At 64.1% G+C, this 25,071-nt stretch carries 18 protein-coding genes and 4 tRNA genes; 17 read left to right on the top strand and 5 right to left on the bottom strand.

Annotated elements, in window-relative coordinates; translation table 11 throughout:
* Positions 1–39 precede the first annotated feature (39 nt).
* From secA to TK90_RS11000, 3 genes are read left to right on the top strand one after another with little or no spacing between them, the layout of a single operon-like run.
* Complete coding sequence (secA, locus tag TK90_RS11010; protein ID WP_012983553.1) at positions 40–2,826, top strand: preprotein translocase subunit SecA; 2,787 nt, start codon at positions 40–42, stop codon at positions 2,824–2,826.
* Between the two features lie 19 nt (positions 2,827–2,845).
* A complete protein-coding gene (gene argJ, locus TK90_RS11005) occupies positions 2,846–4,057 on the top strand; it encodes a bifunctional glutamate N-acetyltransferase/amino-acid acetyltransferase ArgJ (RefSeq protein WP_012983552.1) in 1,212 nt (403 codons plus the stop codon).
* Positions 4,038–5,039, top strand: a complete 1,002-nt coding sequence (locus TK90_RS11000) for a Nudix family hydrolase (RefSeq protein ID WP_041444279.1) — start codon at positions 4,038–4,040, stop codon at positions 5,037–5,039. The genes argJ and TK90_RS11000 overlap by 20 nt, the downstream gene beginning before the upstream one ends.
* 22 nt (positions 5,040–5,061) lie before the next feature.
* On the opposite strand, the gene zapD is transcribed toward TK90_RS11000, so the two are convergent.
* The 5 genes from zapD to pilB form a co-directional block, all read right to left on the bottom strand.
* Complete coding sequence (gene zapD, locus TK90_RS10995; RefSeq protein ID WP_012983550.1) at positions 5,062–5,832, bottom strand: cell division protein ZapD; 771 nt, start codon at positions 5,830–5,832, stop codon at positions 5,062–5,064.
* A 150-nt stretch (positions 5,833–5,982) separates the two neighbouring features.
* Complete coding sequence (gene coaE, locus TK90_RS10990; protein WP_012983549.1) at positions 5,983–6,594, bottom strand: dephospho-CoA kinase; 612 nt, start codon at positions 6,592–6,594, stop codon at positions 5,983–5,985.
* Positions 6,595–6,598: 4 nt separating this feature from the next.
* Positions 6,599–7,462 (bottom strand): A24 family peptidase, encoded by an 864-nt coding sequence (locus TK90_RS10985; protein ID WP_041444278.1) that lies wholly within the window; start codon positions 7,460–7,462, stop codon positions 6,599–6,601.
* 315 nt (positions 7,463–7,777) lie between these two features.
* Entirely contained in the window at positions 7,778–8,989 is a 1,212-nt protein-coding gene (locus TK90_RS10980; protein ID WP_012983547.1) for a type II secretion system F family protein, read from the bottom strand.
* A gap of 60 nt (positions 8,990–9,049) precedes the next feature.
* Complete coding sequence (gene pilB / locus TK90_RS10975; RefSeq protein WP_012983546.1) at positions 9,050–10,768, bottom strand: type IV-A pilus assembly ATPase PilB; 1,719 nt, start codon at positions 10,766–10,768, stop codon at positions 9,050–9,052.
* A gap of 208 nt (positions 10,769–10,976) precedes the next feature.
* On the opposite strand from pilB, the gene TK90_RS10970 reads away from it, so the two are divergent.
* The 14 genes from TK90_RS10970 (at position 10,977) to rpsL (ending at position 25,054) form a co-directional block, all read left to right on the top strand.
* A tRNA-Tyr gene (locus TK90_RS10970) sits at positions 10,977–11,061 on the top strand.
* A 56-nt stretch (positions 11,062–11,117) separates the two neighbouring features.
* A tRNA-Gly gene (locus tag TK90_RS10965) sits at positions 11,118–11,191 on the top strand.
* Positions 11,192–11,235: 44 nt separating this feature from the next.
* Positions 11,236–11,311, top strand: a tRNA-Thr gene (locus TK90_RS10960).
* Positions 11,312–11,377: 66 nt separating this feature from the next.
* Positions 11,378–12,568, top strand: a complete 1,191-nt coding sequence (tuf, locus tag TK90_RS10955) for an elongation factor Tu (protein WP_012983534.1) — start codon at positions 11,378–11,380, stop codon at positions 12,566–12,568.
* An 86-nt stretch (positions 12,569–12,654) separates the two neighbouring features.
* Positions 12,655–12,730 (top strand) — tRNA-Trp (locus tag TK90_RS10950).
* 39 nt (positions 12,731–12,769) lie between these two features.
* Entirely contained in the window at positions 12,770–13,135 is a 366-nt protein-coding gene (gene secE / locus TK90_RS10945) for a preprotein translocase subunit SecE (RefSeq protein WP_012983545.1), read from the top strand.
* Positions 13,136–13,151: 16 nt separating this feature from the next.
* Entirely contained in the window at positions 13,152–13,685 is a 534-nt protein-coding gene (nusG, locus tag TK90_RS10940) for a transcription termination/antitermination protein NusG (RefSeq protein WP_012983544.1), read from the top strand.
* A gap of 63 nt (positions 13,686–13,748) precedes the next feature.
* Positions 13,749–14,180 carry a 50S ribosomal protein L11 gene (rplK, locus tag TK90_RS10935; protein WP_012983543.1) on the top strand — a complete coding sequence of 144 codons (432 nt, stop codon included), beginning with the start codon at positions 13,749–13,751 and terminating at the stop codon, positions 14,178–14,180.
* Positions 14,181–14,182: 2 nt separating this feature from the next.
* Complete coding sequence (gene rplA / locus TK90_RS10930) at positions 14,183–14,878, top strand: 50S ribosomal protein L1 (protein WP_012983542.1); 696 nt, start codon at positions 14,183–14,185, stop codon at positions 14,876–14,878.
* Positions 14,879–15,093: 215 nt separating this feature from the next.
* Positions 15,094–15,615 carry a 50S ribosomal protein L10 gene (gene rplJ, locus TK90_RS10925; RefSeq protein WP_026148294.1) on the top strand — a complete coding sequence of 174 codons (522 nt, stop codon included), beginning with the start codon at positions 15,094–15,096 and terminating at the stop codon, positions 15,613–15,615.
* A 67-nt stretch (positions 15,616–15,682) separates the two neighbouring features.
* On the top strand, positions 15,683–16,063 hold the full coding sequence (gene rplL, locus TK90_RS10920) for a 50S ribosomal protein L7/L12 (protein WP_012983540.1): 381 nt from the start codon (positions 15,683–15,685) through the stop codon (positions 16,061–16,063).
* A 130-nt stretch (positions 16,064–16,193) separates the two neighbouring features.
* Entirely contained in the window at positions 16,194–20,273 is a 4,080-nt protein-coding gene (gene rpoB / locus TK90_RS10915) for a DNA-directed RNA polymerase subunit beta (RefSeq protein ID WP_012983539.1), read from the top strand.
* Positions 20,274–20,346: 73 nt separating this feature from the next.
* Positions 20,347–24,567 carry a DNA-directed RNA polymerase subunit beta' gene (rpoC, locus tag TK90_RS10910; protein ID WP_012983538.1) on the top strand — a complete coding sequence of 1,407 codons (4,221 nt, stop codon included), beginning with the start codon at positions 20,347–20,349 and terminating at the stop codon, positions 24,565–24,567.
* A gap of 109 nt (positions 24,568–24,676) precedes the next feature.
* On the top strand, positions 24,677–25,054 hold the full coding sequence (gene rpsL, locus TK90_RS10905; RefSeq protein ID WP_012983537.1) for a 30S ribosomal protein S12: 378 nt from the start codon (positions 24,677–24,679) through the stop codon (positions 25,052–25,054).
* The last annotated feature ends 17 nt before the right edge of the window (positions 25,055–25,071 follow it).

Genomic DNA, 25,071 nt, shown 5'->3' with positions numbered 1-25,071 from the left:
GGCTGGCTCTTAATACAAGCCCCCCTCAAGCGGATCCCTATGGTCAAGCAGCTCGTACAGAAGTTCTTCGGCAGTCGCAACGACCGCATCATCAAGCGCTATCGCAAGCAGGTTGAGCAGGTGAACGCCCTCGCGGAAGCCACCGAGGCCCTGCCGCGCCAGGAGCTGCAACACAAGACCACGGAGCTGCGCCAGCGCGCCCAGGACGGCGAGTCCATCGACAAGCTGTTGCCGGAGGCCTTTGCGGTCTGCCGCGCCATGAGCGTGCATGCCCTTGGCATGCGCCATTTCGACGTGCAGTTGATCGGTGGCATGGTGCTGAACGACGGGCGCATCGCCGAGATGCGCACGGGGGAAGGCAAGACCCTGGTCGCCACGCTCCCTGCCTACCTCAACGCCCTGTCCGGCGATGGTGTGCACGTGGTCACGGTCAACGACTACCTGGCCCGCCGCGACGCCGCGTGGATGGGCCGGCTGTATCACGCCCTGGGACTCAGCGTCGGGGTGATTAACTCCTCCGGCGGGCTGGGCGTGGACAGCGCCTCGTATCTGTACGACCCCGAGTACAAGGCCGAAGAAGGCGGAATGGACCACCTGCGTCCGGTGACCCGCCGCGAGGCCTATGCCGCCGATATCACCTACGGCACCAACAACGAGTTCGGCTTCGACTACCTGCGCGACAACATGGCGTTTTCCGCCGATCAGCGGGTGCAGCGGGGCCTCAATTTCGCGGTGGTCGACGAGGTCGACTCGATCCTGATCGATGAGGCCCGGACCCCGTTGATCATCTCCGGCCCCAGTGGCGACAGCTCCGAGCTCTACGAGCGGATGAACAAGATCCCGCCCCAGCTCACCCGTCAGGAAGACGAGGAGAGCGAGGGCGACTACTACGTCGACGAGAAGGCCAAGCAGGTCTTCCTGAGCGAGGACGGGCACGAGAAGGCCGAGCAGCTGCTGCGCGAGGAAGGGTTGCTGGAGGAGTACCAGTCTCTGTATGACGCCGGCGCGATCCAGGTCCTGCATCACCTGAACGCCGCCCTGCGTGCCCATGCGCTGTTCCACCGCGACGTGGACTACCTGGTGCGTGACAACAAGGTCCAGATCATCGACGAATTCACCGGCCGCATCATGGGTGGTCGGCGCTGGTCCGAGGGTCTGCACCAGGCGATCGAGGCGAAGGAAGGCGTCCCGATCCAGCGCGAAAACCAGACCCTGGCCTCGATTACCTTCCAGAACTATTTCCGTCTGTACGAGAAACTGGCCGGCATGACCGGTACCGCGGACACCGAGGCCTACGAGTTCCAGACGATCTACGGCCTCGAGGTTGTCGTGGTGCCTGGCAACAGGCCGCTGGTGCGGGACGACATGCAGGACCTCGTCTACCTGACACAGGAAGAGAAGTACCAGGCGATCATCAAGGAGATCCAGTGGTGCGTGGATCGCGGCCAGCCCGTACTGGTCGGCACCGCATCCGTCGAGGCCTCCGAACGCCTGGCCCAGGCCCTGAAAAAGACCGGGATCAAATTCGAGGTGCTCAACGCCAAGCAGCACGAGCGCGAGGCCGCGATCATTGCCCATGCCGGACGCCCGGGCGCGATCACGCTGGCCACCAACATGGCGGGCCGCGGGACCGACATCGTGCTGGGTGGGTCGCTGGATGCCGAGCTGGCCGAGGTGGACCCGGAAGACACCGCGAAATGCGAGCAGATCAAGGCGGACTGGCAGAAGCGCCACGATGCCGTGCTCGCGTCCGGCGGCTTGCACATCATCGGTTCCGAGCGCCACGAATCCCGCCGCATCGACAACCAGCTGCGCGGTCGTTCCGGGCGTCAGGGTGACCCGGGCTCCAGCCGTTTCTTCCTGTCGCTGGAAGACAACCTGATGCGAGTGTTCGCCTCCGAGCGCGTGCGCGGGCTGATGCAACGCCTGGGCATGAAGGAGGGCGAGGCGATCGAGAATGCCTGGGTCTCGCGCGCGATCGAGAACGCCCAGCGCAAGGTCGAGGCGCACAACTTCGATATCCGCAAGCAGCTGCTGGAGTACGACGACGTCGCCAACGACCAGCGGCGGGTGATCTACGAACAGCGTGCCGAGTTGCTGACCACCGACGACATCAGCGACACCATCGAGGCGTTGCTCAATGACGTGATCAATGCCCAGATCAGCGAGTACATCCCGCCCGGTTCCATCGAGGACGAGTGGGACGTCGAGGGTCTGGAGCAGGCCCTGGCCGGCGAGTTCGGGATCGAGTTGCCCGTGAAGCAGTGGCTGGAGGATGAGGACGACCTGCACGAAGAGCCGCTGCGCGAACGGATTATCGAGCACGCCCGCACGCTGCTTGCCGGCAAGCGCGAGCAGCTGGGCGATACCACGATGAACCGCCTGCAGCGCGACATGATGCTCCAGGTGCTGGATACCCAGTGGAAGGAACACCTGGCCGCGATGGACTACCTGCGCCAGGGCATCGGGCTGCGCGGCTACGCACAGCGCAACCCGAAGCAGGAATACAAGAAAGAAGCCTTCGCGATGTTCCAGGCCCTGCTGGAGCGCATCAAGCACGACGTCATCAAGTATCTGCTGCGCATCCAGCTGCGCTCGCCCGAAGAGGTCGAGGCGCTGCAGCCGAAGAAAAAGGCCCCGGCCGAGTCCGACATGAACTTCCAGCACGAGAACCCGGACAGCGCGCTGGACGCCGGGGCGGAAGAGCGCGAGCCTGTGGCCAGTGGTGACACCCCTTATCGTCGCGAGGGCCCCAAGCTTGGCCGCAACGAACCCTGTTGGTGCGGTTCGGGCAAGAAGTACAAGCAGTGCCACGGCAAGCTCTGATTTTGTCCGGGACTCCTTGATGGCTGTCGGTCTGCAACCACCGGAGACGCTGCTGCCGGTGCCGGGCATCCGCCTGGCGACTACCGCGGCGGGCATCCGCTACGCCGGGCGCGACGACCTGGTACTGGTCGATGCCGGCCCGGACGCCACCATTGTGGCGCTCTATACCACCAACGCCTTCTGCGCCGCGCCGGTCATCGTGGCCCGTGAGCACCAGTCCGCGTGCCCCGGCCGCTGGCTGTTGATCAACGCGGGCAATGCCAACGCCGGGACCGGGGAGACAGGGCTGGCCGCCGCGCGTGCCTGTTGCGAGGCAGTCGCCGCAGTGGTCGGCGGGGATGCCCGTGCGGTGCTGCCCTTCTCTACCGGCGTGATCGGCGAGCCGCTACCGGTCGAGCGGATTACAGCGGCTCTGCCCACCCTGCAAGCGGCGCTGGTGCCGAATGGCTGGATGCAGGCGGGCCGCGCGATCATGACCACCGATACCGTGCTCAAGGGCGGCAGTCGCCGTATCGAGCTCTCGGGCGGTACCGTGAACCTGACCGGGATCGCCAAGGGCTCCGGGATGATCCACCCGAATATGGCCACGATGCTCGGGTTCATCGGGACCGATCTCGTTATCACCGAAGCGGAGCTGTTGCCTTTGCTGCGCGCAGCGAATGCGGCCAGCTTTAACGCCATCACGGTGGATGGCGACACTTCTACGAACGATGCGGTCGTCTGCATGGCCTCGGGCGCCAGCGGCGCGACGCTGGCCACGGCCGAGGACCGCGAGACCTTCACGCGAGCACTCGGAGACTTGTGCCTGGAGCTCGCGCAGGCGATCGTGCGCGACGGCGAGGGCGCGACCAAGTTCGTGACCGTGGCGGTGGAGTCGGCCCGTGACGAGGCCGAGGCTGCCCGGGTGGCCGAGACCGTGGCCCTGTCGCCGCTGGTCAAGACCGCCCTTTTCGCGTCCGATCCCAATTGGGGGCGCATCCTGGCCGCGGTCGGTCGCGCCGGCGTCGCGGACCTGGCGATCGAGCAGGTCGCCATCACCGTCAATGGCGTCGCGATCGTTCGCGGGGGCGGCCGTTCCCCGGACTACACCGAAGCGGCCGGGCAGCAGGCCTTTGCGCAGGACGAGATCGAAATCCACATCGCGCTGGGTCGGGGGCCGGCTGCGGCCCGCAAGTACACCTGCGACTTCTCCCACGAGTACGTTCGTATCAATGCCGAATACCGGTCCTGAGCCGGCCGGATCCGTTCCGCCGTTGGAGGTCGCGGTGGGGCTGGTGCTCGATGCCGAGGGCCGCGTGCTGGTCAGTCGACGTCTGGCCGGCCGGCACCTCGCCGGCTATTGGGAGTTTCCGGGCGGCAAGATCGATGCCGGCGAAAGCGCCTTTGCCGGCCTGGTGCGCGAGTTGCACGAAGAGCTGGGGATTGTCGTGCGCGCCGGTGTTCAATGTCTGACCGTGCGCCATGACTTTGCCGAGTGTTCCGTGGCCCTGCGCGTGTTCCGGGTAACGGAGTGGTCCGGCACGGTGCATGGCCGCGAAGGGCAGGAATGGGCCTGGCGCGACCCGGCTACCCTGGACCCCGCGGATTTCCCCGCTGCCAATCACCCGATGTTTCAGGCCCTGGTTCTGCCGCAGCGCTATGTGATTACACCATCCCCTGCGGTGCGGGCCGAGATCCCGGCTGTGGTTGAGCAGGTCCAGGCAGCGCTGGTGGCTATGGACGACGCGATGCTGCAGGTCCGGGCGCCATCGCTGGGGCGGAAGGACTACCGAGCCTTGGTCGAGCCACTCCACGGGTTTGCCCGCGGTCGCGGCATACCGCTGCTGGCCAACGCCCCGTGGGAGTGGGTTGCGGACCTGTCCGGTATCGGATGGCATCTTCCCGAACGGCGCTGGCGTGCGCTGGACGAGCGCCCCCCGGTGTCGGGTCTGGTGGCAGCGTCGGTGCATGACGCCGAAGGACTGACTGCGGCCGCCCGGCTGGGGCTGGATTTTGCCGTCCTGAGTCCAGTGTGTTCCACGGTCTCCCATCCCGGCGTGCCGGGTATGGGGTGGGCGCAATTCGCCGCGCAGGTGCGCGAGGCTGGGGTCCCGGTTTATGCCCTGGGCGGGATGCGTGCGTCCGATCTGGAACAGGCGCGGACCTGCGGTGCCCAGGGGATCGCGGCGATCCGGGGGCTGCTGGGGATGGAGGCCGGTGAAACGGCGGTCTGAGTGGTGAGCCCGTTCAGCCCGTTTACAAGGCGCAGCAGCACAGCTGGAATTCAATGTCCTGTGCGGCGGGGATGGGGCGGCTGCGGAAATCCTCGGGTGAGAAAAAACGCACCGTGAAGCGTTGGCGTCCCGCGCTGATCTCCGGGTAATACCCCAGATCGGGATCGACACTGACCCGGATCAGTTGCCATGCATGACTCGTGTCCAGGCTGCGTTCGAAATAGCCGTCTTCGGCGATCGCGGACTCCGAGCGCCCGGATCGGCGCATATAGGACAGGACCTGGACGGTTGCCTCGGCAACCGTGTTCAACGGTTCGAACCATTCCAGCAACAGTGCGGTGCGCTCCGGGGAACTCTGGGCCAGCCAGTGATGGTAGATCGGCAGGTCGAAATCGAAGGCCCCGCCGGGTAGCGCCATGCGCTGGCGCACGCTGTTGAAGAATTCGTTGCCACGCACTCGATGATCCAGCGACCCGGCCTGTTCTTCCAGGGCGGTGTGCAGGCGTTTCTGCGCCTGCATGGTCTCGGTGAAACGCTCCGGGTCGACGCCCGGCTGGTGCGTGAGTCGGTTGAGGTTGGCAGTCTGGCGCTCGATCTCGCCCATCAATTCGCGCTTGATGTCGACGCGGGTGACCAGGGCATAGATGTCGACCAGCGAGACCAGGGCCTCGTGATGGTCAAAAGGCCGGCCGGACTCCAGGGCGTCCCCGAACCGCTGAGCCAGCGCCTCCAGGCGCAACAGCAGTCGCACGCGTTCGTGCAGCGGTTGTTCGAAGGTGAGTAATTGGGTCACGGGCGGCCCGTCCGGCTTGGGTTCTCGGTGTTGCGGGGCAACACGACCCTGGCAGTATCCAGTATTCCGGGGGGGACTTTCCACCCGTCCCTGCCAGCAATCGGAGTCGGTGCGCAAGCTCTCCCCCTATCGCGGGCTAGACGCATGTGGCTAGCCCTTCCCCGTTGCGGCTCGAAGCTGATCGTGCAGGTCGGACACCTGCCGGCGCAGATCCTCGTCCGTGGTCGTGCGGCTGTTCGTGATCACCCGGTCGCCGCGCTGGCGGCGCTCGTCCGGACTCAGCTGGCAGTCCATGATGGCCTGCACCTCGGCCGGGGTACGGCCATCGCGATGGGTGACCCGCTCGAGCTGTTCCTCCGGCTCGCAGTCGACGACGATGACCGCGTCGAATTCCTGCTCCCAGCCAGCCTCGAACAGCAGCGGCACCACGATCAGCGCATAACCGTTGGTGTCTGGCAGCTCACGGAGACGGCGTTCCAGTTCCGCGTGCACCGCGGGGTGGACCAGCGCTTCCAGCGCCTTGCGCTCGTCGGGTCGTGCGAAGACCCGTGTGCGCAGGGCCCCGCGATCCAGGTGCCCCCGTGCGTCGAGCACCCCTGGCCCGAACTGTTGAACGATTGCGGCATGCAGGTCGTGCCCCGGCTCCTGCAGTTCGCGGGTGATGCGGTCGGCGTCGAGCACCGGTACCCCCAGGCTGGCAAACAGCCCGGCGACGCGGCTCTTGCCGCAGCCTATCCCGCCTGTCAGTCCGACCCGCCGCATAAAACTAGAGCCCCTGTGGGAAGTAGAACGCCACCAGCGTATCGCCCCAGATCAGCGCCAGCCACCCGGCGGCTGCCAGATACGGCCCGAACGGGATCGGGATGTTGCGGTCGCGCCCGCGCAGCAGGATCAGCAGGATGCCGACCACCGCTCCGACCAGCGAGGCCAGCAGCAGGATTACCGGCAGGGCCTGCCAGCCGAGCCATGCGCCCAGCGCGGCGAGCAGCTTGAAGTCGCCGTACCCCATGCCCTCCTTGCCGGTGGCCAGGCGGAAGCCGTGGAAGATCAGCCACAGCACCAGGTAACCGGCGGCCGCTCCGATCACGGCCGACTGCAGATCGGTGAAGGTGCCCGGGATATTGACCAGCAGCCCCAGCCAGAGCAGTGGCAGGGTCAGCTGGTCCGGGAGCAGGGTGGTGCGCGCGTCGATCCCGGCGGCGGCGATCAGGACGCCGGTGAAGATCAGCGCCAGCAGCGCTGTCGTGTCGGGTCCGAAGTGCCAGATGGTCAGGGCAAACAGGACTGCGGTGAGGATCTCGACCAGCGGGTACTGCCAGCTGATGGCTGTGCCGCAGCCCGGGCAGCGTCCGCGCAGCCAGAGGAAGCTGAGCACGGGGATGTTCTCGTACGCACGGATCGGTCGCTCGCAGTGGGGGCAGCGCGAGCGTGGACGCAGCAGATCGAACGGGACGTCGTCCGCTGGGGGCTCCTGCTCCAGGATCGCGCGTGCCTCGGCATTCCAGCCGCGCTCCAGCATCACCGGCAGCCGGGCGATGACCACGTTCAGAAAACTGCCGATTAGCAGCCCGAAAATCGCTGCGACCGCGATTGCCCAGGGTGGCGACAGGAGCTCTTCCGTGCCGAGCATCCTAGGGAAGCCCTGACCAATGTGCACGCTCGCGCTCGAGTCGCTTTTGCGTGCGTTTAATGCGCGGTGACTGCCGTGCAGTCATTCTGCACAAGGGAGCCGCAACGCCGTGTGCGCGCCCGTTCTTGATAACAACGGGCGGCCGAGCCCCTGCTTTCAATCGCTTGTGGGGTTGGTAACCCCTGTTCCCCGATCCTGCGTTGCGCCCCGAATCCATCAAAACCGGGCGGGTAGAACCACTACCCGCTGCGCGACGTGCCTTGTCTCGGAAAACCTGGGGTACCAACGCGAGTGTGTACATTGGTCAGTGTTTCCCTAGATGACCTGACCCATCTGGAAGATGGGCAGGTACATCGCGATCACCAGGCCGCCGACCAGTACGCCGAGTACGACCATGATCAGGGGTTCCAGCAGGCTCGAGAGGCTGTCCACGGCGTTGTCCACCTCGGCCTCGTAGAAGTCCGCCACCTTCGCCAGCATCGAGTCCAGCGAGCCGGATTCCTCGCCGATCGCGACCATCTGCACGACCATGTTGGGGAACACGCCGGTATTGCGCATCGACCATTGCAGCTGGGCCCCGGCCGAGGTCTCGTCGCGCATGCGCAGCGTGGCCTCGCGATACAGCGCGTTGCCCGTGGCGCCGGAGACCGAAGTCAGGGCATCGACCAGCGGGACGCCGGCGGAGAACATGGTGGACAGCGTCCGTGCGAAGCGGGCGATCGCGGCTTTGCGCAGGATCGGGCCAAAGGCCGGGGCCTTGAGGATCGCGATATCGAGGAAACGTGCAAATCGTGGCGAACGCCGCCGGGTCTCTACGAATGCGAAGCCGATCGCGACCATGATCGCGAGGATCAGCCACCACCAGGACTGCACGAATCCCGACAGGTCGACCACCATGCGGGTGAAGACCGGCAGGTCCGCGCCAAAGCCCTGGAACAGGGATTCGAACTGCGGGACCACGTAGATCAGCAGGATGGCCGTCACCACGATGGCCACCACGACGACCGCCGCCGGGTAGAACATCGCCTTGCGGATCTTGGCCTTCAGGGCCTCGGTCTTTTCCTTGTAGGTGGCGACCTTGTCGAGCAGGGTCTCGAGCGTCCCCGCCTGCTCGCCGGCCTCGACCAGGTTGACCACCAGGTCGTCGAAGTACTTGGGCTGTTTGGCGAGCGCGGCGGCGAAGGTCTCGCCGCCCTCGACGTCGGCCTTGAGCTTGAGCACGAGATCGCGCATCGCCGGCTTCTCGTTGCCGCGCCCGACAATCTCGAAGGCCTGTACCAGCGGCACGCCGGATTGCAGCATCGTGGTCATCTGTCGCAGGAAGTAGGCGATGTCCGCGGGGACGATCTTTTTCTTGCCCCCGGAGAGTAGCGACTTTGGCTTCTTGCGAATCTTGACGACATTGATGCCGTTCTTGCGCAGTTCGGAGCGTGCGACGGCTTCGCTGTCGGCCGGGGTTTCGCCCTTGACCCGGTCGCCGTTCTTGTTCAGTCCTTCCCAAGCGTAGATTGTCCCGGAATCGGCCATCTACCTGTCCCCCTGTGCTGGTGACCCGAACCGGAGCCGTCCTGAGCGGGTCGCGGCGTGCTAGTCCTTGGTCACGCGGTTAACTTCCTCGAGGCTGGTCATCCCTGCCAGAACCTTTACCAGGCCGGCGCGACGCAGGTCCTCGACCCCTTCCTTTGCGGCCTGTTGAGCCAGCTGCATGGAGTTGTAGCCCTCCAGGATCCCGCGCTGCATCTCTTCGCTGATCGGCATGACCTGATAGATGCCGACCCGCCCCTTGTAGCCGTTCGTGCACTGATCGCAGCCCACTGCTCGATACGCGGTTACGCCGGCCTGAATGTCGGCGTCGGTGAAGCCCTCCTTGCGCAGGACCTCTTCCGGGAGATCCTCCGGTTCCTTGCAGTTCGGGCACAGCCGGCGCGCCAGGCGCTGAGCGATGATCAGCAGGATCGAGGAGGCGATGTTGTAGGGGGGTACCCCCATGTTCGCCAGTCGGGTCAGGGTCTGCGGGGCATCGTTGGTATGCAGCGTGGAGAGCACCAGGTGCCCTGTCTGCGCCGCCTTGATCGCGATCTCCGCGGTCTCGAGGTCGCGGATCTCCCCCACCATGATCACGTCCGGATCCTGACGCAGGAAGGCGCGTAGCGCGCTGGCGAAGGTCAGCCCGACCTTCGGGTTCACGTTGACCTGGTTGACCCCGGGCATGTTGATTTCCGAGGGGTCTTCCGCGGTGGAGATGTTGCGGTCGGCCGTGTTCAGGATCCCAAGGCCGGTGTACAGCGACACCGTTTTACCCGAGCCGGTCGGCCCGGTGACCAGGATCATCCCGTAGGGTCGCTTGAGCGCCTGGAGGTAGGCCTCCTTCTGGTGCTCCTCGTAGCCGAGCTGATCGATCCCGATCTGGGTGCTGCTCGGGTCGAGGATACGCATTACGATCTTTTCGCCGTACAGTGTGGGCAGTGTGCTGACACGAAAATCGATCGCTCGCGTGCGCGAGAGCTTCAGCTTGATGCGCCCATCCTGCGGGACCCGCCGCTCGGCGATGTCCATGCGCGACATGACCTTGACCCGCGCGGTGATGCGTGGCGCCAGGGTGTTCGGCGGGTGGGCGATCTCGTGCAGCACGCCGTCGATGCGAAAGCGCACGCGGAAATCCTTCTCGAACGGCTCGAGGTGGATGTCCGACGCCTTGCGGTTGATCGCGTCCATCAGCACCTTGTTGACGAAGCGCACCACGGGCGCGTCGTCCACCGCGTCGGCGGCGTCCGAAGTGTCGCCGTCATCGCCGCCACCCGATTCGATGGCCAGGTTTTCGAGATCGTCGTCGCCCAGGTCGTCCATCAGCGACGACGCAGCGCTCAGGGCGCTTTCGATCAGGCGGTCGAGCTTGTGCCCCTCGACCAGTACGGCCTCCACCGGCATCCCGGTCGCGAACTTGAACTCGTCGGTGGCCCCCAGGTTGGTGGGGTCGGATACCGCGATATACAGGCGGTTGCCGCGCTGCATGATCGGCAGGGCGTGGTGTTTCTGGATCAGCTTCTCGTTCAGGTGATCCTTGGGCAGCAGCTCGGGTTCAAAGCACGACAAATCCAGTACCGGGAGGCCGAACTCCTCGGCCGCGGCCTCGGCCAGGCGGGCCTCGGAGACCTGCCCCTTGCTGGCGAGCAGGGGCATCAAAGGGGTCTGCTGAGCGCGCGATTCCTCGGCGATCTGGGCAGCGATATCTTCCGCAATCAGGCCGGCGTCCACGAGACGCTTGGCCAGACCCGGCAGGCGGGGCGCCGTTGTCGTGTTGGGCATGGGCCTCTACGCGCGAATCTTCAAGTCCTGAATAGGCACACTCTACGTGCGTCTGTCGTGGAATGGAAACCGTCAGGCGCACCGTATGACCGGAAATCATAGGTAGAGAATGAGCGACATGCGCGCATGCCCGCGTGATCTGCGCGCGGGATGTAATCCCCGCTTGACGCTGTGCTTCGCGCTGGTTCAGAATACGCGGCTTGATCGAGGAGGGATACCCAAGCGGTCAACGGGGGCAGACTGTAAATCTGCTGGCTCAGCCTTCGGAGGTTCGAATCCTCCTCCCTCCACCATCGGGTTTTCAAGCCAGCGGCCTGTAGCGGGCGGTGGTTCGGCAAGCCAGGGTTCTGCGGGTGTAGTTCAATGGTAGAACCTCAGCCTTCCAAGCTGATGATGTGGGTTCGATTCCCATCACCCGCTCCAGTTGATCCGAACGGTTCGGGTCCGGCCCTGGCCAGGTAAGTCAGGCTCATGTAGCTCAGTCGGTAGAGCACTTCCTTGGTAAGGAAGAGGTCACCGGTTCGAATCCGGTCATGAGCTCCAATTTTGTGTAAGTCAGCGTACAACCTGCGTCGCTTGTGAAAGCGTCACGATCCGGGGAAGCGAGAGATGTCCAAGGAAAAGTTCGAGCGTAAGAAGCCGCATGTGAATGTGGGGACGATTGGTCATGTGGACCATGGCAAGACCACGCTGACGGCGGCGATGACGACGGTGCTGGGCAAGAAGTACGGTAGCGAAGCCCGTGCGTTTGACCAGATCGACAATGCGCCGGAAGAGAAGGCGCGCGGGATTACGATTGCCACGGCGCACGTGGAATACGAATCCGACATTCGTCACTACGCGCATGTGGATTGCCCTGGGCACGCGGACTACGTGAAGAACATGATCACGGGTGCGGCGCAGATGGACGGCGCGATTCTGGTGGTGTCCGCGGCCGATGGTCCGATGCCGCAGACCCGCGAGCACATTCTGCTGGCGCGTCAGGTGGGTGTGCCGTACATCGTGGTGTTCCTGAACAAGGCCGACATGGTCGACGACCCCGAGCTGCTCGAGCTGGTCGAGATGGAAGTGCGCGATCTGCTGTCTTCCTATGATTTCCCGGGCGACGACACCCCGGTGATCACCGGTTCCGCGCTGAAGGCGCTGGAAGGTGACGAGAGCGAAGTGGGCGCGCAGGCGATCTACAAGCTGGTCGAGGCGATGGACAGCTGGATTCCGGAGCCGGAGCGCGCGGTGGACGGCGACTTCCTGATGCCGGTGGAAGACGTGTTCTCGATCTCCGGGCGCGGCACTGTGGTGACGGGTCGTATCGAGCGCGGTGTGGTCAAGGTGGGCGAGGAGATCGAGATTGTCGGTATCCGCGACACCCAGAAGACCACCGTCACGGGTGTCGAGATGTTCCGCAAGCTGCTGGACCAGGGCGAAGCGGGCGACAACGTGGGCATTCTGCTGCGTGGTACCAAGCGCGACGAAGTGCAGCGTGGTCAGGTGCTGTGCAAGCCGGGTTCGATTACGCCGCACACGCATTTCGAGGCTGAGGTGTACATTCTGGGCAAGGACGAGGGTGGTCGTCATACCCCGTTTTTCAATGGTTATCGCCCGCAGTTCTACTTCCGCACGACCGATGTGACGGGTTCGGTGGAGCTGCCGGAAGGCACCGAGATGGTGATGCCGGGTGACAACGTGAAGATGACCGTGTCGCTGATCAGCCCGATCGCGATGGAAGATGGTCTGCGCTTTGCGATTCGCGAAGGCGGCCGTACCGTCGGCGCCGGCGTCGTATCCAAGATCATCGAGTGATACAGTAGATAAGTTGAACGATCGACCGCGAGAGGCGGCGCCTGGTGCGTCGTCTCTCGCGTTTGTTTCTTGTCGATTCGATTTTTAGGCCAGTAGCTCAATTGGCAGAGCAGCGGTCTCCAAAACCGCAGGTTGGGGGTTCGAGTCCCTCCTGGCCTGCCATCTTCACCGATGGCGGCGAGTACCGGGTGATACGTATTCATGAGTGAACAATCGGAACAGACCGGCGGGCTGGATACTTTCAAGCTCGCGGTAGCCGTGGCGCTGCTGATTGCTGGCGTTATGGGCTTCTATTGGTTCTCGGACGAGTCCACTCTGATTCGTGTGCTCGGGCTGCTGGCCGTGGTCGGCGTGGCCGTGGCGATTGGCATGACCACGGCGAAGGGGCATCAGCTGGCGGCCTTTATGGGCAATGCACGCACCGAGGTGCGCAAGATGGTCTGGCCGACCCGGGTCGAGACCACCCAGACCACGCTGATCGTCATCGCCGTCGTGATCATTATCGGGATCTTCCTCTGGCTCCTGGACATGTTCCTGGGTTGGTCCATCAGTCGCTTCATCGGTTAGTCACAGGATTCTCTCCATGGCATTACGCTGGTACGTCGTACAGGCATTCTCGGGCTTCGAGGCCCAGGTGAAGCGGTCGCTGGAGGAGCGCATCGAGCGTTTCGGCATGCAGGACCATTTCGGTCAGATCCTGGTGCCCACCGAAGAGGTCGTCGAGATGAAGGACGGCCAAAAGCGCAAGAGCGAGCGCAAGTTCTTCCCGGGGTATGTCCTGGTGCAGATGGATCTGAACGACGAGGCCTGGCACCTGGTCAAGGCCGTTCCGCGGGTGCTCGGTTTCATCGGTGGCACCGCCGACCGGCCGGCCCCGATCAGCGACAAGGAAGCCGATGCCATCCTGCAGCGCATGCAGGAAGGTGCCGAGAAGCCGCGTCCGAAGGTCCTGTTCGAGGTTGGCGAGATGGTTCGCGTCACCGACGGCCCGTTCAACGACTTCAATGGCGTCGTCGAGGAAGTGAACTACGAGAAGAGCCGCCTCCTGGTGGCCGTGCAGATTTTTGGTCGCTCGACACCCGTGGAACTCGAGTTCCACCAAGTCGAGAAAACCTGACGTACTAACGTCAACCACTGCTAATCGGGGAGCCGCGAGGCGCTTGCACCCGAGGGAGTCATCATGGCGAAGAAAATCGAAGCATATATCAAGCTTCAGGTGCCTGCCGGAAAGGCCAACCCGAGTCCGCCCGTCGGGCCGGCACTGGGTCAGCGCGGCGTGAACATCATGGAGTTCTGCAAGGCGTTTAACGCCCAGACCCAGGAGATCGAGCCCGGTCTGCCGATTCCGGTGGTGATCACCGTCTATTCGGATCGCAGCTTTACCTTCATCACCAAGACGCCGCCGGCGTCGATCCTGTTGAAGAAGGCCGCGGGCCTGCAGAAGGGTTCCGGCGAGCCGAACACCAACAAGGTCGGCACCGTGACCCGGGCGCAGCTCGAGGAAATCGCGAAGACCAAGGAGCCGGATCTGACCGCCGCCGATCTGGACGCAGCGGTTCGCACTATTGCCGGCAGTGCCCGCAGCATGGGCCTCGAAGTGGAGGGTCTGTAGACATGGCGAAAATGACCAAGCGAATGAAGGCCATCCGCGAAAAGGTCGAGCCGGGCCGTCTGTATCCGGTGACCGAGGCCTTTGACCTGCTGCGTGAGCTGCCCAAGGCGAAGTTCCGCGAGTCGGTCGACGTGGCCGTGAATCTCGGCGTGGACCCGCGCAAGTCCGATCAGGTCGTGCGGGGCTCCACGGTGCTGCCGCACGGCAATGGCAAAAGCGTGCGCGTGGCCGTGTTCACCCAGGGCGCCAATGCCGACGCCGCGAAGGAAGCCGGTGCCGATGTGGTGGGCATGGACGACCTCGCCGAACAGGTGAAGGCCGGCCAGATGGATTTCGACGTGGTGATCGCCTCCCCGGACGCGATGCGAGTCGTCGGTCAGCTCGGGCAGATCCTGGGCCCGCGTGGCCTGATGCCGAACCCGAAGGTCGGCACCGTGACGCCGGACGTCGCGACCGCGGTGACCAACGCCAAGAGCGGCCAGGTCCGCTACCGCACCGACAAGGGCGGGATCGTGCACTGCACCATTGGCGCGGCGGACTTCGATTCCAGCTCGCTGGCCGAGAACCTGAACGCCCTGCTGGCGGATCTGGTCAAGATGAAGCCGGCGACGTCCAAGGGGCAGTACGTCAAGGGGGTCACGATCTCCACGACGATGGGCCCGGGGGTGAAGGTCGACCAGGCGTCATTGTCACTGTAAGAAGTTTTTTTGGTTTTTGGTCGGCTGTCGCGCAAGCGGCACGCCATCCAAGACCGCAGGCGCCGCCCCGTTCGCGGGGTGGCTTAATCCACCAGCCTGCGCAGATGGTGTCACCCGATTCAGGAAGTACCTGCGACGGGAGCACCGAAGTACCGGGTTCGCCCGGTTTCACGATCGCCTTCGGGTGGTCTTACTAGAGGAGAGTCAACGTGGCTTTGAATCTCGACGACAAGAAGGCGATTGTCTCGGAGCTGGCTACGGTTGCTGCCTCGGCGCATTCCGCGGTCGCCGCGGAATACCGGGGTCTCTCGGTCGCGCAGATGACCGACCTTCGTCGGCAGGCCCGCAATTCCGGGGTCTATCTGCGGGTGGTGAAGAACAACCTCGCCAAGCGTGCCATCGAGGGTACGGATTTCGCGTGCATGCAGCCCGAGCTGCAGGGCCCGCTGATCCTGGCCTTCAGTGAAGAGGAGCCTGGCTCCGCCGCGCGACTGGTGAAGTCCTTCGCCAAGGAAAACGAACAGCTGAAGGTCCGGCTGGTGTCGTTTGGTGGGCAGCTGATGGGTGCGAACGATCTCGATCGCCTCGCCAGCCTGCCGACACGCGATGAAGCACTCGCAACGCTTCTCGCCACCATGAAGGCGCCGCTCGACAAGTTCGCCCGTACGGTGAACGAAGTCCCGGGCAAGCTCGTGCGTACCGTTGCAGCAATTCGTGACCAGAAACAGGCAGCCTGAATCTCATCAAGCCGTTTCTGAGCAAGTACTGAATGAATACGGGTGTGCCCCGTTAGGAGAGTAAAAAATGGCCGTTTCGAAAGAAGACATCCTGGAAGCCATCGGCAATATGACGGTCCTGGAAATCGTGGACCTGATCAGTGAGATGGAAGAGAAGTTCGGCGTTTCCGCCGCTGCCGCCGTCGCGGCTGCCCCGGCTGCCGCTGGTGGTGGTGAAGCCGCCGCTGCCGAAGCCAAGGACGAGTTCGACGTCGTCATGTCCAGCTTTGGCGAAAACAAGGTTGGCGTGATCAAGGTCGTCCGAGGCCTGACCGGTCTGGGCCTGAAGGAGGCCAAGGAGATGGTCGAAGGCGTGCCGGCAACCGTCAAGGAAGGCGCGGCGAAGGACGAAGCCGAAAAGATGAAGGCGGAGCTGGAAGAGGCTGGCGCCACTGTCGAACTGAAGTAAAAGGCGCTTGCGCCTGTTGTTTTCGTGTACATCACGAATCCCTGAGGCTGGCGGCCTTTTGGTCGTCAGCCTCAGCCCGTGGTGGCGCGGGTTTTTTCGCGCGTTGTTCAGCTAGCCGCCGAGGTAAGCCATGGCCCTCAGTTATACCGAAAAGAAACGTATCCGCAAGGACTTCGGGAAACGTCCCCAGATCCTGGACGTCCCGTATCTGCTGGAAACCCAATTGACCTCCTATCGGGATTTCCTGCAGGCCGAAAAGGGTCCGGAGGCGCGTCACGCGTTGGGCCTGCACGCGGCGTTTCAGTCGGTGTTCCCGATTGTTAGCTATTCCGGTCATGTCCAGCTCGAGTACGTCAGCTACCGCTTGGGCGAGCCGCTGTTCGATGTGAAGGAATGCCAGATCCGTGGCGTGACTTACGCGGCCCCGCTGCGTGTCCTGCTGCGTCTGGTGATCCACGACAAGGAGGCCCCGGCCGGCTCCACCGTGGTGAAGGAGGTCAAGGAGCAGGAGGTCTACATGGGCGAGATGCCGCTCATGACCGAGAACGGGACCTTCGTGATCAACGGTACCGAGCGAGTGATCGTCTCCCAGTTGCATCGTTCGCCCGGCGTGTTCTTCGACAGCGACCGTGGCAAGACCCAGGGCAGCGCCCAGAAGCTGCTCTACAACGCACGCATTATTCCGTACCGCGGTTCCTGGCTGGACTTCGAGTTCGATGCCAAGGACGGGGTGTACGTGCGTATCGACCGTCGCCGCAAACTGCCGGCGTCGATTCTGCTGCGTGCGCTGGGCATGGATACCGAAGAGATCCTGTCCACCTTTTTTGAATTCAACCAGATCACGCTCGATGAAGACGGCGGTGAACTGGACCTGATCCCCGAGCGCCTGCGCGGCGAGACCGCCGTGGTCGACATCACCGACGGCAAGAACGTGATCGTCGAGGCCGGGCGCCGGATTACCCCGCGGCATATCCGCGAGATCGAAAAGGCCGGCATCAACCGCCTGCGCGTGCCGGACGAGTACCTGCTCGGCCGCGTGCTGGCCAAGGGCGTAGTCGACGAGTCGACCGGCGAGCTGATGGCGGCCGCCAACGATCCGCTGACCCAGGAACTCCTGGACAAGCTGCGCGCCGAGGGCGTGAAGTCGGTGGAGACCATCTACACCAACGACTATGACCATGGCCCGTTCATGTCGGACACCCTGCGTCTGGATCCGACCAAGACGCAGTTGGAGGCCCAGGTCGAGATCTATCGCGTGATGCGCCCCGGCGAGCCGCCGACCAAGGACGCCGCCGAGAACCTGTTCTCCAACCTGTTCTTCTCCGAGGACCGCTACGACCTGTCGGCCGTCGGCCGGATGAAGTTCAACCGCCGTGTCGGACGCGATACCGACGAGGGCCCGGGTGTGCTGTCGCCCGAGGACATCCTCGACGTGCTGAAGGTCCTGATCGACCTGCGTAACGGCAACGGTCGCACCGACGATATCGATCACCTGGGCAACCGCCGCATCCGCAGCGTGGGCGAGATGGCCGAGAACCAGTTCCGTCTGGGTCTGGTGCGCGTCGAGCGTGCGGTCAAGGAGCGCCTGACGGTCGCCGAGAGCGAAGGCCTGATGCCGCAGGAGCTGATCAACGCGAAGCCGGTGGCGGCCGCGGTCAAGGAGTTCTTCGGTTCCAGTCAGCTGTCGCAGTTCATGGACCAGAACAATCCGCTGTCCGAGGTGACTCACAAGCGCCGTATCTCCGCGCTGGGCCCGGGCGGCCTGACCCGCGAACGCGCGGGCTTCGAGGTGCGCGACGTACACCCGACCCACTACGGTCGTGTCTGCCCGATCGAGACGCCGGAAGGTCCGAACATCGGCCTGATCAACTCGCTGGCCGTGTATGCCCGCACCAACCGTTACGGCTTCCTGGAGACCCCGTACCGCAAGGTCGAGGACGGCAAGGTCACCGATGAGATCGTGTATCTGTCCGCGATCGAGGAAAGCCAGTACGTGATCGCCCAGGCGAATGCGGCGATGGACGAGCAAGGGCGTCTGACCGACGACCTGGTCTCCTGCCGCTTCCAGGAGGAGTTCACGATCTCCTCGCCGGACAAGATCCAGTACATGGATATCTCGCCGAAGCAGATCGTGTCCGTGGCGGCCGCGCTGCTGCCGTTCCTGGAGCATGACGATGCCAACCGCGCCCTGATGGGTGCGAACATGCAGCGTCAGGCGGTGCCCTGCCTGCGTGCGGACAAGCCGCTGGTCGGGACCGGTATCGAACGCACCGTGGCGATCGACTCCGGGTCCGCGATTGTCGCCAAGCGCGGCGGTACGGTCGATTCCGTGGACGCCGCCCGCGTGGTGGTGCGCGTGAACGACGACGAGACCGTCGCCGGCGAGCCAGGCGTGGATATCTACAACCTGACCAAGTACTCGCGTTCCAACCAGAACACCAGCATCAACCAGCGTCCGCTGGTCGCGGTGGGCGACGAGATCGCCCGCGGCGACGTGCTGGCCGATGGGTCCTCGACCGATCTCGGCGAGCTGGCCCTGGGGCAGAACATGATGGTCGCGTTCATGCCCTGGAACGGCTACAACTTCGAGGATTCCATCCTGATCTCCGAGCGCGTGGTGCAGGAAGACCGCTACACCACGATCCATATCGAGGAGCTCAACTGTGTCGCGCGTGACACCAAGCTGGGCCAGGAAGAGATCACCGCGGATATCCCGAACGTCTCCGAGTCGCTGCTGGCCAAGCTGGACGAGTCCGGTGTGGTCTATGTCGGTGCCGAGGTGAACCCGGGCGACATCCTGGTGGGCAAGGTCACGCCGAAGGGCGAGACCCAGCTGACCCCGGAAGAGAAGCTCCTGAGGGCCATCTTTGGCGAGAAGGCCTCGGACGTGAAGGACACCTCCCTGCGTGTGCCGTCCGGCATTGAGGGCACGGTGATCGACGTACGCGTGTTCACCCGCGACGGCGTGGAGAAGGACGCGCGCGCCAAGTCGATCGAGGAAGACGACCTCGCCGCGGTCAAGAAGGACCTGAAGGACCAGCTGCGTATCTACGAGGACGACATCTACGCACGAGTGGAAAAGCTGCTGGTCAACAAGGCCGCCGCCGGTGGTCCCGAAGGGCTGGGCGATGGCTCCAAGGTCACCAAGAAGTACCTGCAGGGACTGTCCCGCGACCAGTGGTTCGAGGTGCGCCTGAAGGACGACGCCGTGAACTCTCAGCTGGAGGACCTCGGTCGCCAGCTGCAGGAGCAGCACGAGCTGTTCGACAAGAAGTTCGAGCACCAGAAGGCGAAGGTTGCCGCGGGCGACGACCTGCCGCCGGGCGTGCAGAAGATGGTCAAGGTCTACGTGGCCGTGAAGCGTCGTCTGCAGCCGGGCGACAAGATGGCCGGCCGCCACGGGAACAAGGGCGTCATCTCGATGATCGTGCCGGAAGAGGACATGCCGTTCCTCGAGGACGGGACCCCGGTGGACGTGGTCCTGAACCCACTGGGCGTTCCCTCGCGCATGAACGTCGGGCAGGTGCTGGAGGTTCACCTCGGGTGGGCCGCGAAGGGCCTGGGCGACAAGATCAACCGCATGCTCGAGGCGCAGGCCGAGATCGCGAAGCTGCGCGAGTTCCTGGACAAGATCTACAACCACCGCGACAAGAAGGTCGATCTCGACTCCATGTCGGACGCCGAGATCATTGCGCTTTGCCGCAACCTGCGCGGTGGCGTGCCGATGGCGACGCCGGTGTTCGACGGTGCCGAGGAGGCCGAGATCAAGGAGATGCTGCGTCTGGCCGATCTGCCCGAGACGGGGCAGGCCGAACTGTTCGACGGGCGCACCGGTGACTCCTTCGATCGTCCGGTGACCGTCGGCTACATGCACATGCTGAAGCTGAACCACCTGGTCGACGACAAGATGCATGCGCGCTCGACCGGCCCGTACTCGCTGGTGACCCAGCAGCCGCTGGGCGGCAAGGCGCAGTTTGGTGGCCAGCGCTTCGGCGAGATGGAGGTCTGGGCGCTGGAGGCCTACGGCGCTGCCTACACCCTGCAGGAGATGCTGACGGTGAAGGCGGACGACGTGCAGGGCCGCAACAAGATGTACAAGAACATCGTCGACGGCGAGCACCACATGGAGGCCAACGTCCCCGAGTCGTTCAACGTGCTTATGAAGGAGATCAAGGCGCTCGGCATCAATATCGAGCTGGAGCAGGACTGATCTCCTCCGATCCGAATGTGATCCGAAGGGGTGCAGGGCACCCCTCGACCCAAAGCTTTGTGAGGCATAGCGAATGAAAGACCTCCTCAATCTGTTCAAGCAGCAGACTCAGCCGGAAGAGTTCGATGCAATCCGCATCGGCCTGGCCTCCGCCGACCAGATCCGGTCGTGGTCCTTCGGCGAGGTGAAGAAGCCCGAGACCATCAACTACCGGACCTTCAAGCCGGAACGCGATGGCCTGTTTTGCGCCAAGATCTTCGGTCCGGTGAAGGACTACGAGTGCCTGTGCGGCAAGTACAAGCGCCTGAAGCACCGGGGTGTGGTCTGCGAGAAGTGCGGCGTCGAGGTGACCCAGACCAAGGTGCGCCGCGAGCGCATGGGGCACATCGATCTGGCCTCGCCGGTCGCGCACATCTGGTACCTGAAGAGCCTCCCGTCGCGCATCGGGCTGCTGCTCGACATGACCCTGAAGGACATCGAGAAGGTGCTCTACTTCGAGTCCTTCATCGTGATCGACCCGGGCTTCACCACGCTGGAGAAGGGCCAGCTCCTGACCGACGAGGAATACCTCGAGGCGATGGAGGAGCACGGCGACGACTTCACCGCGATGATGGGCGCCGAGGCCGTGCTGTCCCTGCTCAAGGAGATGGACCTGCAGGGCGAGGCCGCGAAGCTGCGCCAGGAGCTGTCCGAGACCGGGTCCGAGACCAAGATCAAGCGTCTGGGCAAGCGGCTCAAGCTGATCGAGTCGTTCCTGGAATCCGGCAACAAGCCGGAGTGGATGATCATGTCCGTGCTGCCGGTGCTGCCGCCGGACCTGCGCCCGCTGGTGCCGCTGGACGGTGGCCGCTTCGCGACCTCCGACCTGAATGACCTGTACCGCCGGGTAATCAACCGCAACAATCGTCTGCGTCGCCTGCTGGAGCTCAATGCCCCGGACATCATCGTGCGCAATGAAAAGCGCATGCTGCAGGAGTCCGTGGACGCGCTGCTGGACAACGGCCGCCGCGGCCGTGCGATCACCGGCACCAACAAGCGCCCGCTGAAGTCCCTGGCCGACATGATCAAGGGCAAGCAGGGCCGCTTCCGCCAGAACCTGCTGGGCAAGCGTGTCGACTACTCCGGTCGTTCCGTGATCGTGGTCGGACCGACCCTGCGTCTGCACCAGTGCGGCCTGCCCAAGCGCATGGCGCTGGAACTGTTCAAGCCGTTCATCTTCGGCAAGCTGCAGCGTCGTGGCCTGGCCACTACCATCAAGGCCGCCAAGAAGGCGGTGGAGAAGGAAGGTCCCGAGGTCTGGGACATCCTCGAAGAGGTGATCCGCGAGCATCCGGTGATGCTGAACCGCGCCCCGACCCTGCACCGCCTGGGTATCCAGGCCTTCGAACCGGTGCTGATCGAGGGCAAGGCGATCCAGCTGCACCCGCTGGTCTGCGCCGCGTTCAACGCCGACTTCGACGGTGACCAGATGGCCGTGCACGTGCCGCTGTCGCTGGAGGCCCAGCTGGAGGCGCGCACGCTGATGTTGTCCTCCAACAACGTGTTGTCCCCGGCGAACGGCGAGCCGATCATCGTGCCGTCGCAGGATATCGTGCTGGGGCTTTACTACCTCTCGCGCGAGAAGGTGAACGCCAAGGGTGAGGGCATGACCTTTGCCGATGTGGACGAGGTGCATCGCGCCTACGAACACAAGCAGGTCGATCTTCATGCCCGGATCACCGTGCGCATCGCCGACACGATGGCGGATGTCGCCGAAGGGGAGCCGCTGCCGTCCATGCGGGTGGAGACCACCGTCGGTCGCGCGATCCTGTCGCGCATCATGCCGAAGGGGCTTCCGTTCGAGCTGATCGACCGCGAGCTGAGCAAGAAGACCATCTCCGCGCTGATCAACTCCTGCTACCGTCGTCTGGGCCTGAAGGACACTGTGGTGTTCGCGGACCAGCTGATGTACGCGGGCTTCTACTACTCGACCCGCGCCGGGGTCTCCTTCTGCTCGGATGACATGGTCATCCCGGACGAGAAGCAGCCGATCCTGCAGAACGCCGAGGAACAGGTGAAGGAGATCGAGGACCAGTACGCCTCGGGTCTGGTCACCAAGGGCGAGCGCTACAACAAGGTTGTGGACATCTGGTCGCACTGCAATGACCAGGTCGCGAAGGCGATGATGGAGCGCCTCGGCAAGGAGCAGGTGACCAACGCCGAGGGCGAGACAGTCGAGCAGAGCTCGTTCAACTCGATCTTCATGATGGCCGATTCCGGCGCGCGTGGTTCCGCTGCCCAGATCCGTCAGCTGGCGGGTATGCGTGGCCTGATGGCCAAGCCGGACGGCTCCATCATCGAGACGCCGATCACCGCGAACTTCCGCGAGGGTCTGAACGTCCTGCAGTACTTCATCTCGACCCACGGCGCGCGTAAAGGTCTGGCCGATACCGCGCTGAAGACCGCGAACTCCGGTTATCTGACCCGCCGCCTGGTGGATGTGTCGCAGGACGTGGTGGTCACCCAGCACGACTGCGGGACCCAGCAGGGCCTGATGATGAAACCGATCATCGAGGGCGGGGATGTGGTCGAGCCGCTGCGCGACCGCGTACTGGGCCGTACCACGGCGGTCGACGTGCATCGCCCGGGTACCGACGAGGTCCTGATCCCGGCGGGCACCCTGCTGGACGAGGCAATGGTCGACAAGCTGGACGAGGCCTCGGTCGACGAGGTGCTGGTGCGCTCCGCGATTACCTGCGAGACGCGTCAGGGCATCTGCGCCAAGTGCTACGGTCGCGATCTGGCCCGTGGCCACGAGGTCAACGAGGGCGAAGCGGTGGGTGTGATCGCCGCGCAGTCCATCGGCGAGCCGGGTACCCAGCTGACCATGCGTACCTTCCACATTGGGGGTGCCGCGAGCCGTGCGGTTACCGTCAGCGCGATCCAGGTGAAAAATGCCGGGTCCGTGCGTCTGCACAACCTGAAGACCGTCACCAACAAGGCGGACAACCTGGTTGCGGTATCGCGCTCCGGGGAGCTGGGCGTGATCGACGACCAGGGTCGCGAGCGCGAGCGCTACAAGATTCCCTACGGCGCCACCATCACCGTCAAGGACGGTGATGCGGTCGAGGCGGGTCAGGAGGTCGCGACCTGGGATCCGCATACCCACCCGATCGTCACCGAGGTGGGCGGCTACATCCGTCTGGCGGACTTCGTCGAGAACGTCACCGTGACCAAGGAGACGGACGAGTTTACCGGTCTGTCCCAGAACGTGGTGCTGGATCCGAAGAGCCGTTCGAGCGCCGGCAAGGATCTGCGCCCGACCGTCAAGCTGGTCGACGACGACGGCAACGAGGTGTACATCCCGGGTACCGATATGCCCGCGCAGTACATGCTGCCGGCCAATGCGATCTTCAATCTCGAGGACAATGCCCGCGTCGAGGTCGGTGATGTTATCGCCCGCCTGCCGCAGGAGTCGTCCAAGACCCGCGACATCACCGGTGGTCTGCCGCGTGTGGCGGATTTGTTCGAGGCTCGGCGTCCCAAGGAGCCGGCCGTACTGGCCGAGATCTCCGGTACCGTCTCGTTCGGCAAGGAGACCAAGGGCAAGCAGCGTCTGGTGATTACCCCGGACAAGGGTGATCCGGTCGAGATGCTGATCCCGAAACTGCGCACCGTGAACGTGTTCGAGGGCGAGCGCGTGGAGCGTGGCGAGGTCGTGGTCGACGGCGAGCTGGACCCGCACGACATCGTGCGTCTGCGCGGCGTGACTACTCTGGCCGAATACCAGGTCCAGGAGATCCAGGACGTCTACCGCCTGCAGGGCGTGAAGATCAATGACAAGCACATCGAGGTCATTGTTCGCCAGATGATGCGCAAGGTGAACATCGTCAATCCGGGCGACACCAAGTTCCTCGCGGGGGACCAGGTGGATCGCGTCCGCGTCCTCGAGGAGAACGAGAAGCTCGGCGACGACCAGCAGCCGGCCACCTACGAGCGTGTGCTGCTCGGGATCACCAAGGCCTCGCTGGTGACGGAATCGTTCATCTCTGCGGCCTCCTTCCAGGAGACCACTCGCGTGCTGACCGAGGCGTCCACCCGTGGCGCTCGCGACGATCTGCGCGGCCTGAAGGAGAACGTGATTGTGGGGCGCCTGATCCCGGCTGGTACCGGACTGGCGTACCACAAGGAGCGTCGCCGCAAGCGCGAGCTGGAAATGCCGGAGTTCGAGAGCGTCGAGGAGGCGTCCGCGGTTACCGTCGACACCGAATCCGATGCCCCGGGTTCGGAAACCACCGGGGAAGGCTCGGAATAGCCTTCCCTTCTGTTGACACTTCAGGGGGCGGCGATTAGAATTCCGCTCCCTCGACAGGCCGGTCACGGCGCCGGCCTGTCGTTATTTTTAGGCTAGGAGAAAGGGTTTCATGGCCACGATCAATCAGTTGGTACGCAAGCCCCGCAAGCGCCCCGTCGAGAAGAGCGACGTGCCGGCGCTGCAGGGCTCGCCGCAGAAGCGCGGGGTATGCACCCGTGTCTACACGACCACGCCGAAGAAGCCGAATTCCGCGCTGCGCAAGGTTGCGCGCGTGCGTCTGACCAATGGCTACGAAGTCAGTAGCTACATCGGCGGCGAAGGCCACAACCTGCAGGAGCACTCGGTGGTCCTGATTCGTGGCGGTCGTGTAAAGGATCTTCCCGGTGTGCGTTACCACACGGTGCGTGGCTCCCTGGATACCCAGGGGGTGCAGAACCGCACCCAGGGTCGTTCCAAGTACGGCACCAAGCGCCCGAAGAAATCCTAACCGTGTACAAGAGCGGG

Origin of the sequence: Thioalkalivibrio sp. K90mix (genome assembly GCF_000025545.1) — a bacterium.
Taxonomy (GTDB): Bacteria; Pseudomonadota; Gammaproteobacteria; order Ectothiorhodospirales; family Ectothiorhodospiraceae; genus Thioalkalivibrio.
The sequence above is the reverse complement of the archived record's forward strand: the minus strand, read 5'-3'. Positions and strand labels throughout refer to the sequence as shown.

What these genes read in the sequence shown, in the direction of transcription:
- secA (WP_012983553.1), top strand. Translation starts at nt 40, where the DNA reads ATGGTCAAGCAGCTCGTACAGAAGTTCTTCGGCAGTCGCAACGACCGC.
- argJ (WP_012983552.1), top strand. Translation starts at nt 2,846, where the DNA reads ATGGCTGTCGGTCTGCAACCACCGGAGACGCTGCTGCCGGTGCCGGGC.
- TK90_RS11000 (WP_041444279.1), top strand. Translation starts at nt 4,038, where the DNA reads ATGCCGAATACCGGTCCTGAGCCGGCCGGATCCGTTCCGCCGTTGGAG.
- coaE (WP_012983549.1), bottom strand. Translation starts at nt 6,594, where the DNA reads ATGCGGCGGGTCGGACTGACAGGCGGGATAGGCTGCGGCAAGAGCCGC.
- TK90_RS10985 (WP_041444278.1), bottom strand. Translation starts at nt 7,462, where the DNA reads ATGCTCGGCACGGAAGAGCTCCTGTCGCCACCCTGGGCAATCGCGGTC.
- TK90_RS10980 (WP_012983547.1), bottom strand. Translation starts at nt 8,989, where the DNA reads ATGGCCGATTCCGGGACAATCTACGCTTGGGAAGGACTGAACAAGAAC.
- pilB (WP_012983546.1), bottom strand. Translation starts at nt 10,768, where the DNA reads ATGCCCAACACGACAACGGCGCCCCGCCTGCCGGGTCTGGCCAAGCGT.
- tuf (WP_012983534.1), top strand. Translation starts at nt 11,378, where the DNA reads ATGTCCAAGGAAAAGTTCGAGCGTAAGAAGCCGCATGTGAATGTGGGG.
- secE (WP_012983545.1), top strand. Translation starts at nt 12,770, where the DNA reads ATGAGTGAACAATCGGAACAGACCGGCGGGCTGGATACTTTCAAGCTC.
- nusG (WP_012983544.1), top strand. Translation starts at nt 13,152, where the DNA reads ATGGCATTACGCTGGTACGTCGTACAGGCATTCTCGGGCTTCGAGGCC.
- rplK (WP_012983543.1), top strand. Translation starts at nt 13,749, where the DNA reads ATGGCGAAGAAAATCGAAGCATATATCAAGCTTCAGGTGCCTGCCGGA.
- rplA (WP_012983542.1), top strand. Translation starts at nt 14,183, where the DNA reads ATGGCGAAAATGACCAAGCGAATGAAGGCCATCCGCGAAAAGGTCGAG.
- rplL (WP_012983540.1), top strand. Translation starts at nt 15,683, where the DNA reads ATGGCCGTTTCGAAAGAAGACATCCTGGAAGCCATCGGCAATATGACG.
- rpoB (WP_012983539.1), top strand. Translation starts at nt 16,194, where the DNA reads ATGGCCCTCAGTTATACCGAAAAGAAACGTATCCGCAAGGACTTCGGG.
- rpoC (WP_012983538.1), top strand. Translation starts at nt 20,347, where the DNA reads ATGAAAGACCTCCTCAATCTGTTCAAGCAGCAGACTCAGCCGGAAGAG.
- rpsL (WP_012983537.1), top strand. Translation starts at nt 24,677, where the DNA reads ATGGCCACGATCAATCAGTTGGTACGCAAGCCCCGCAAGCGCCCCGTC.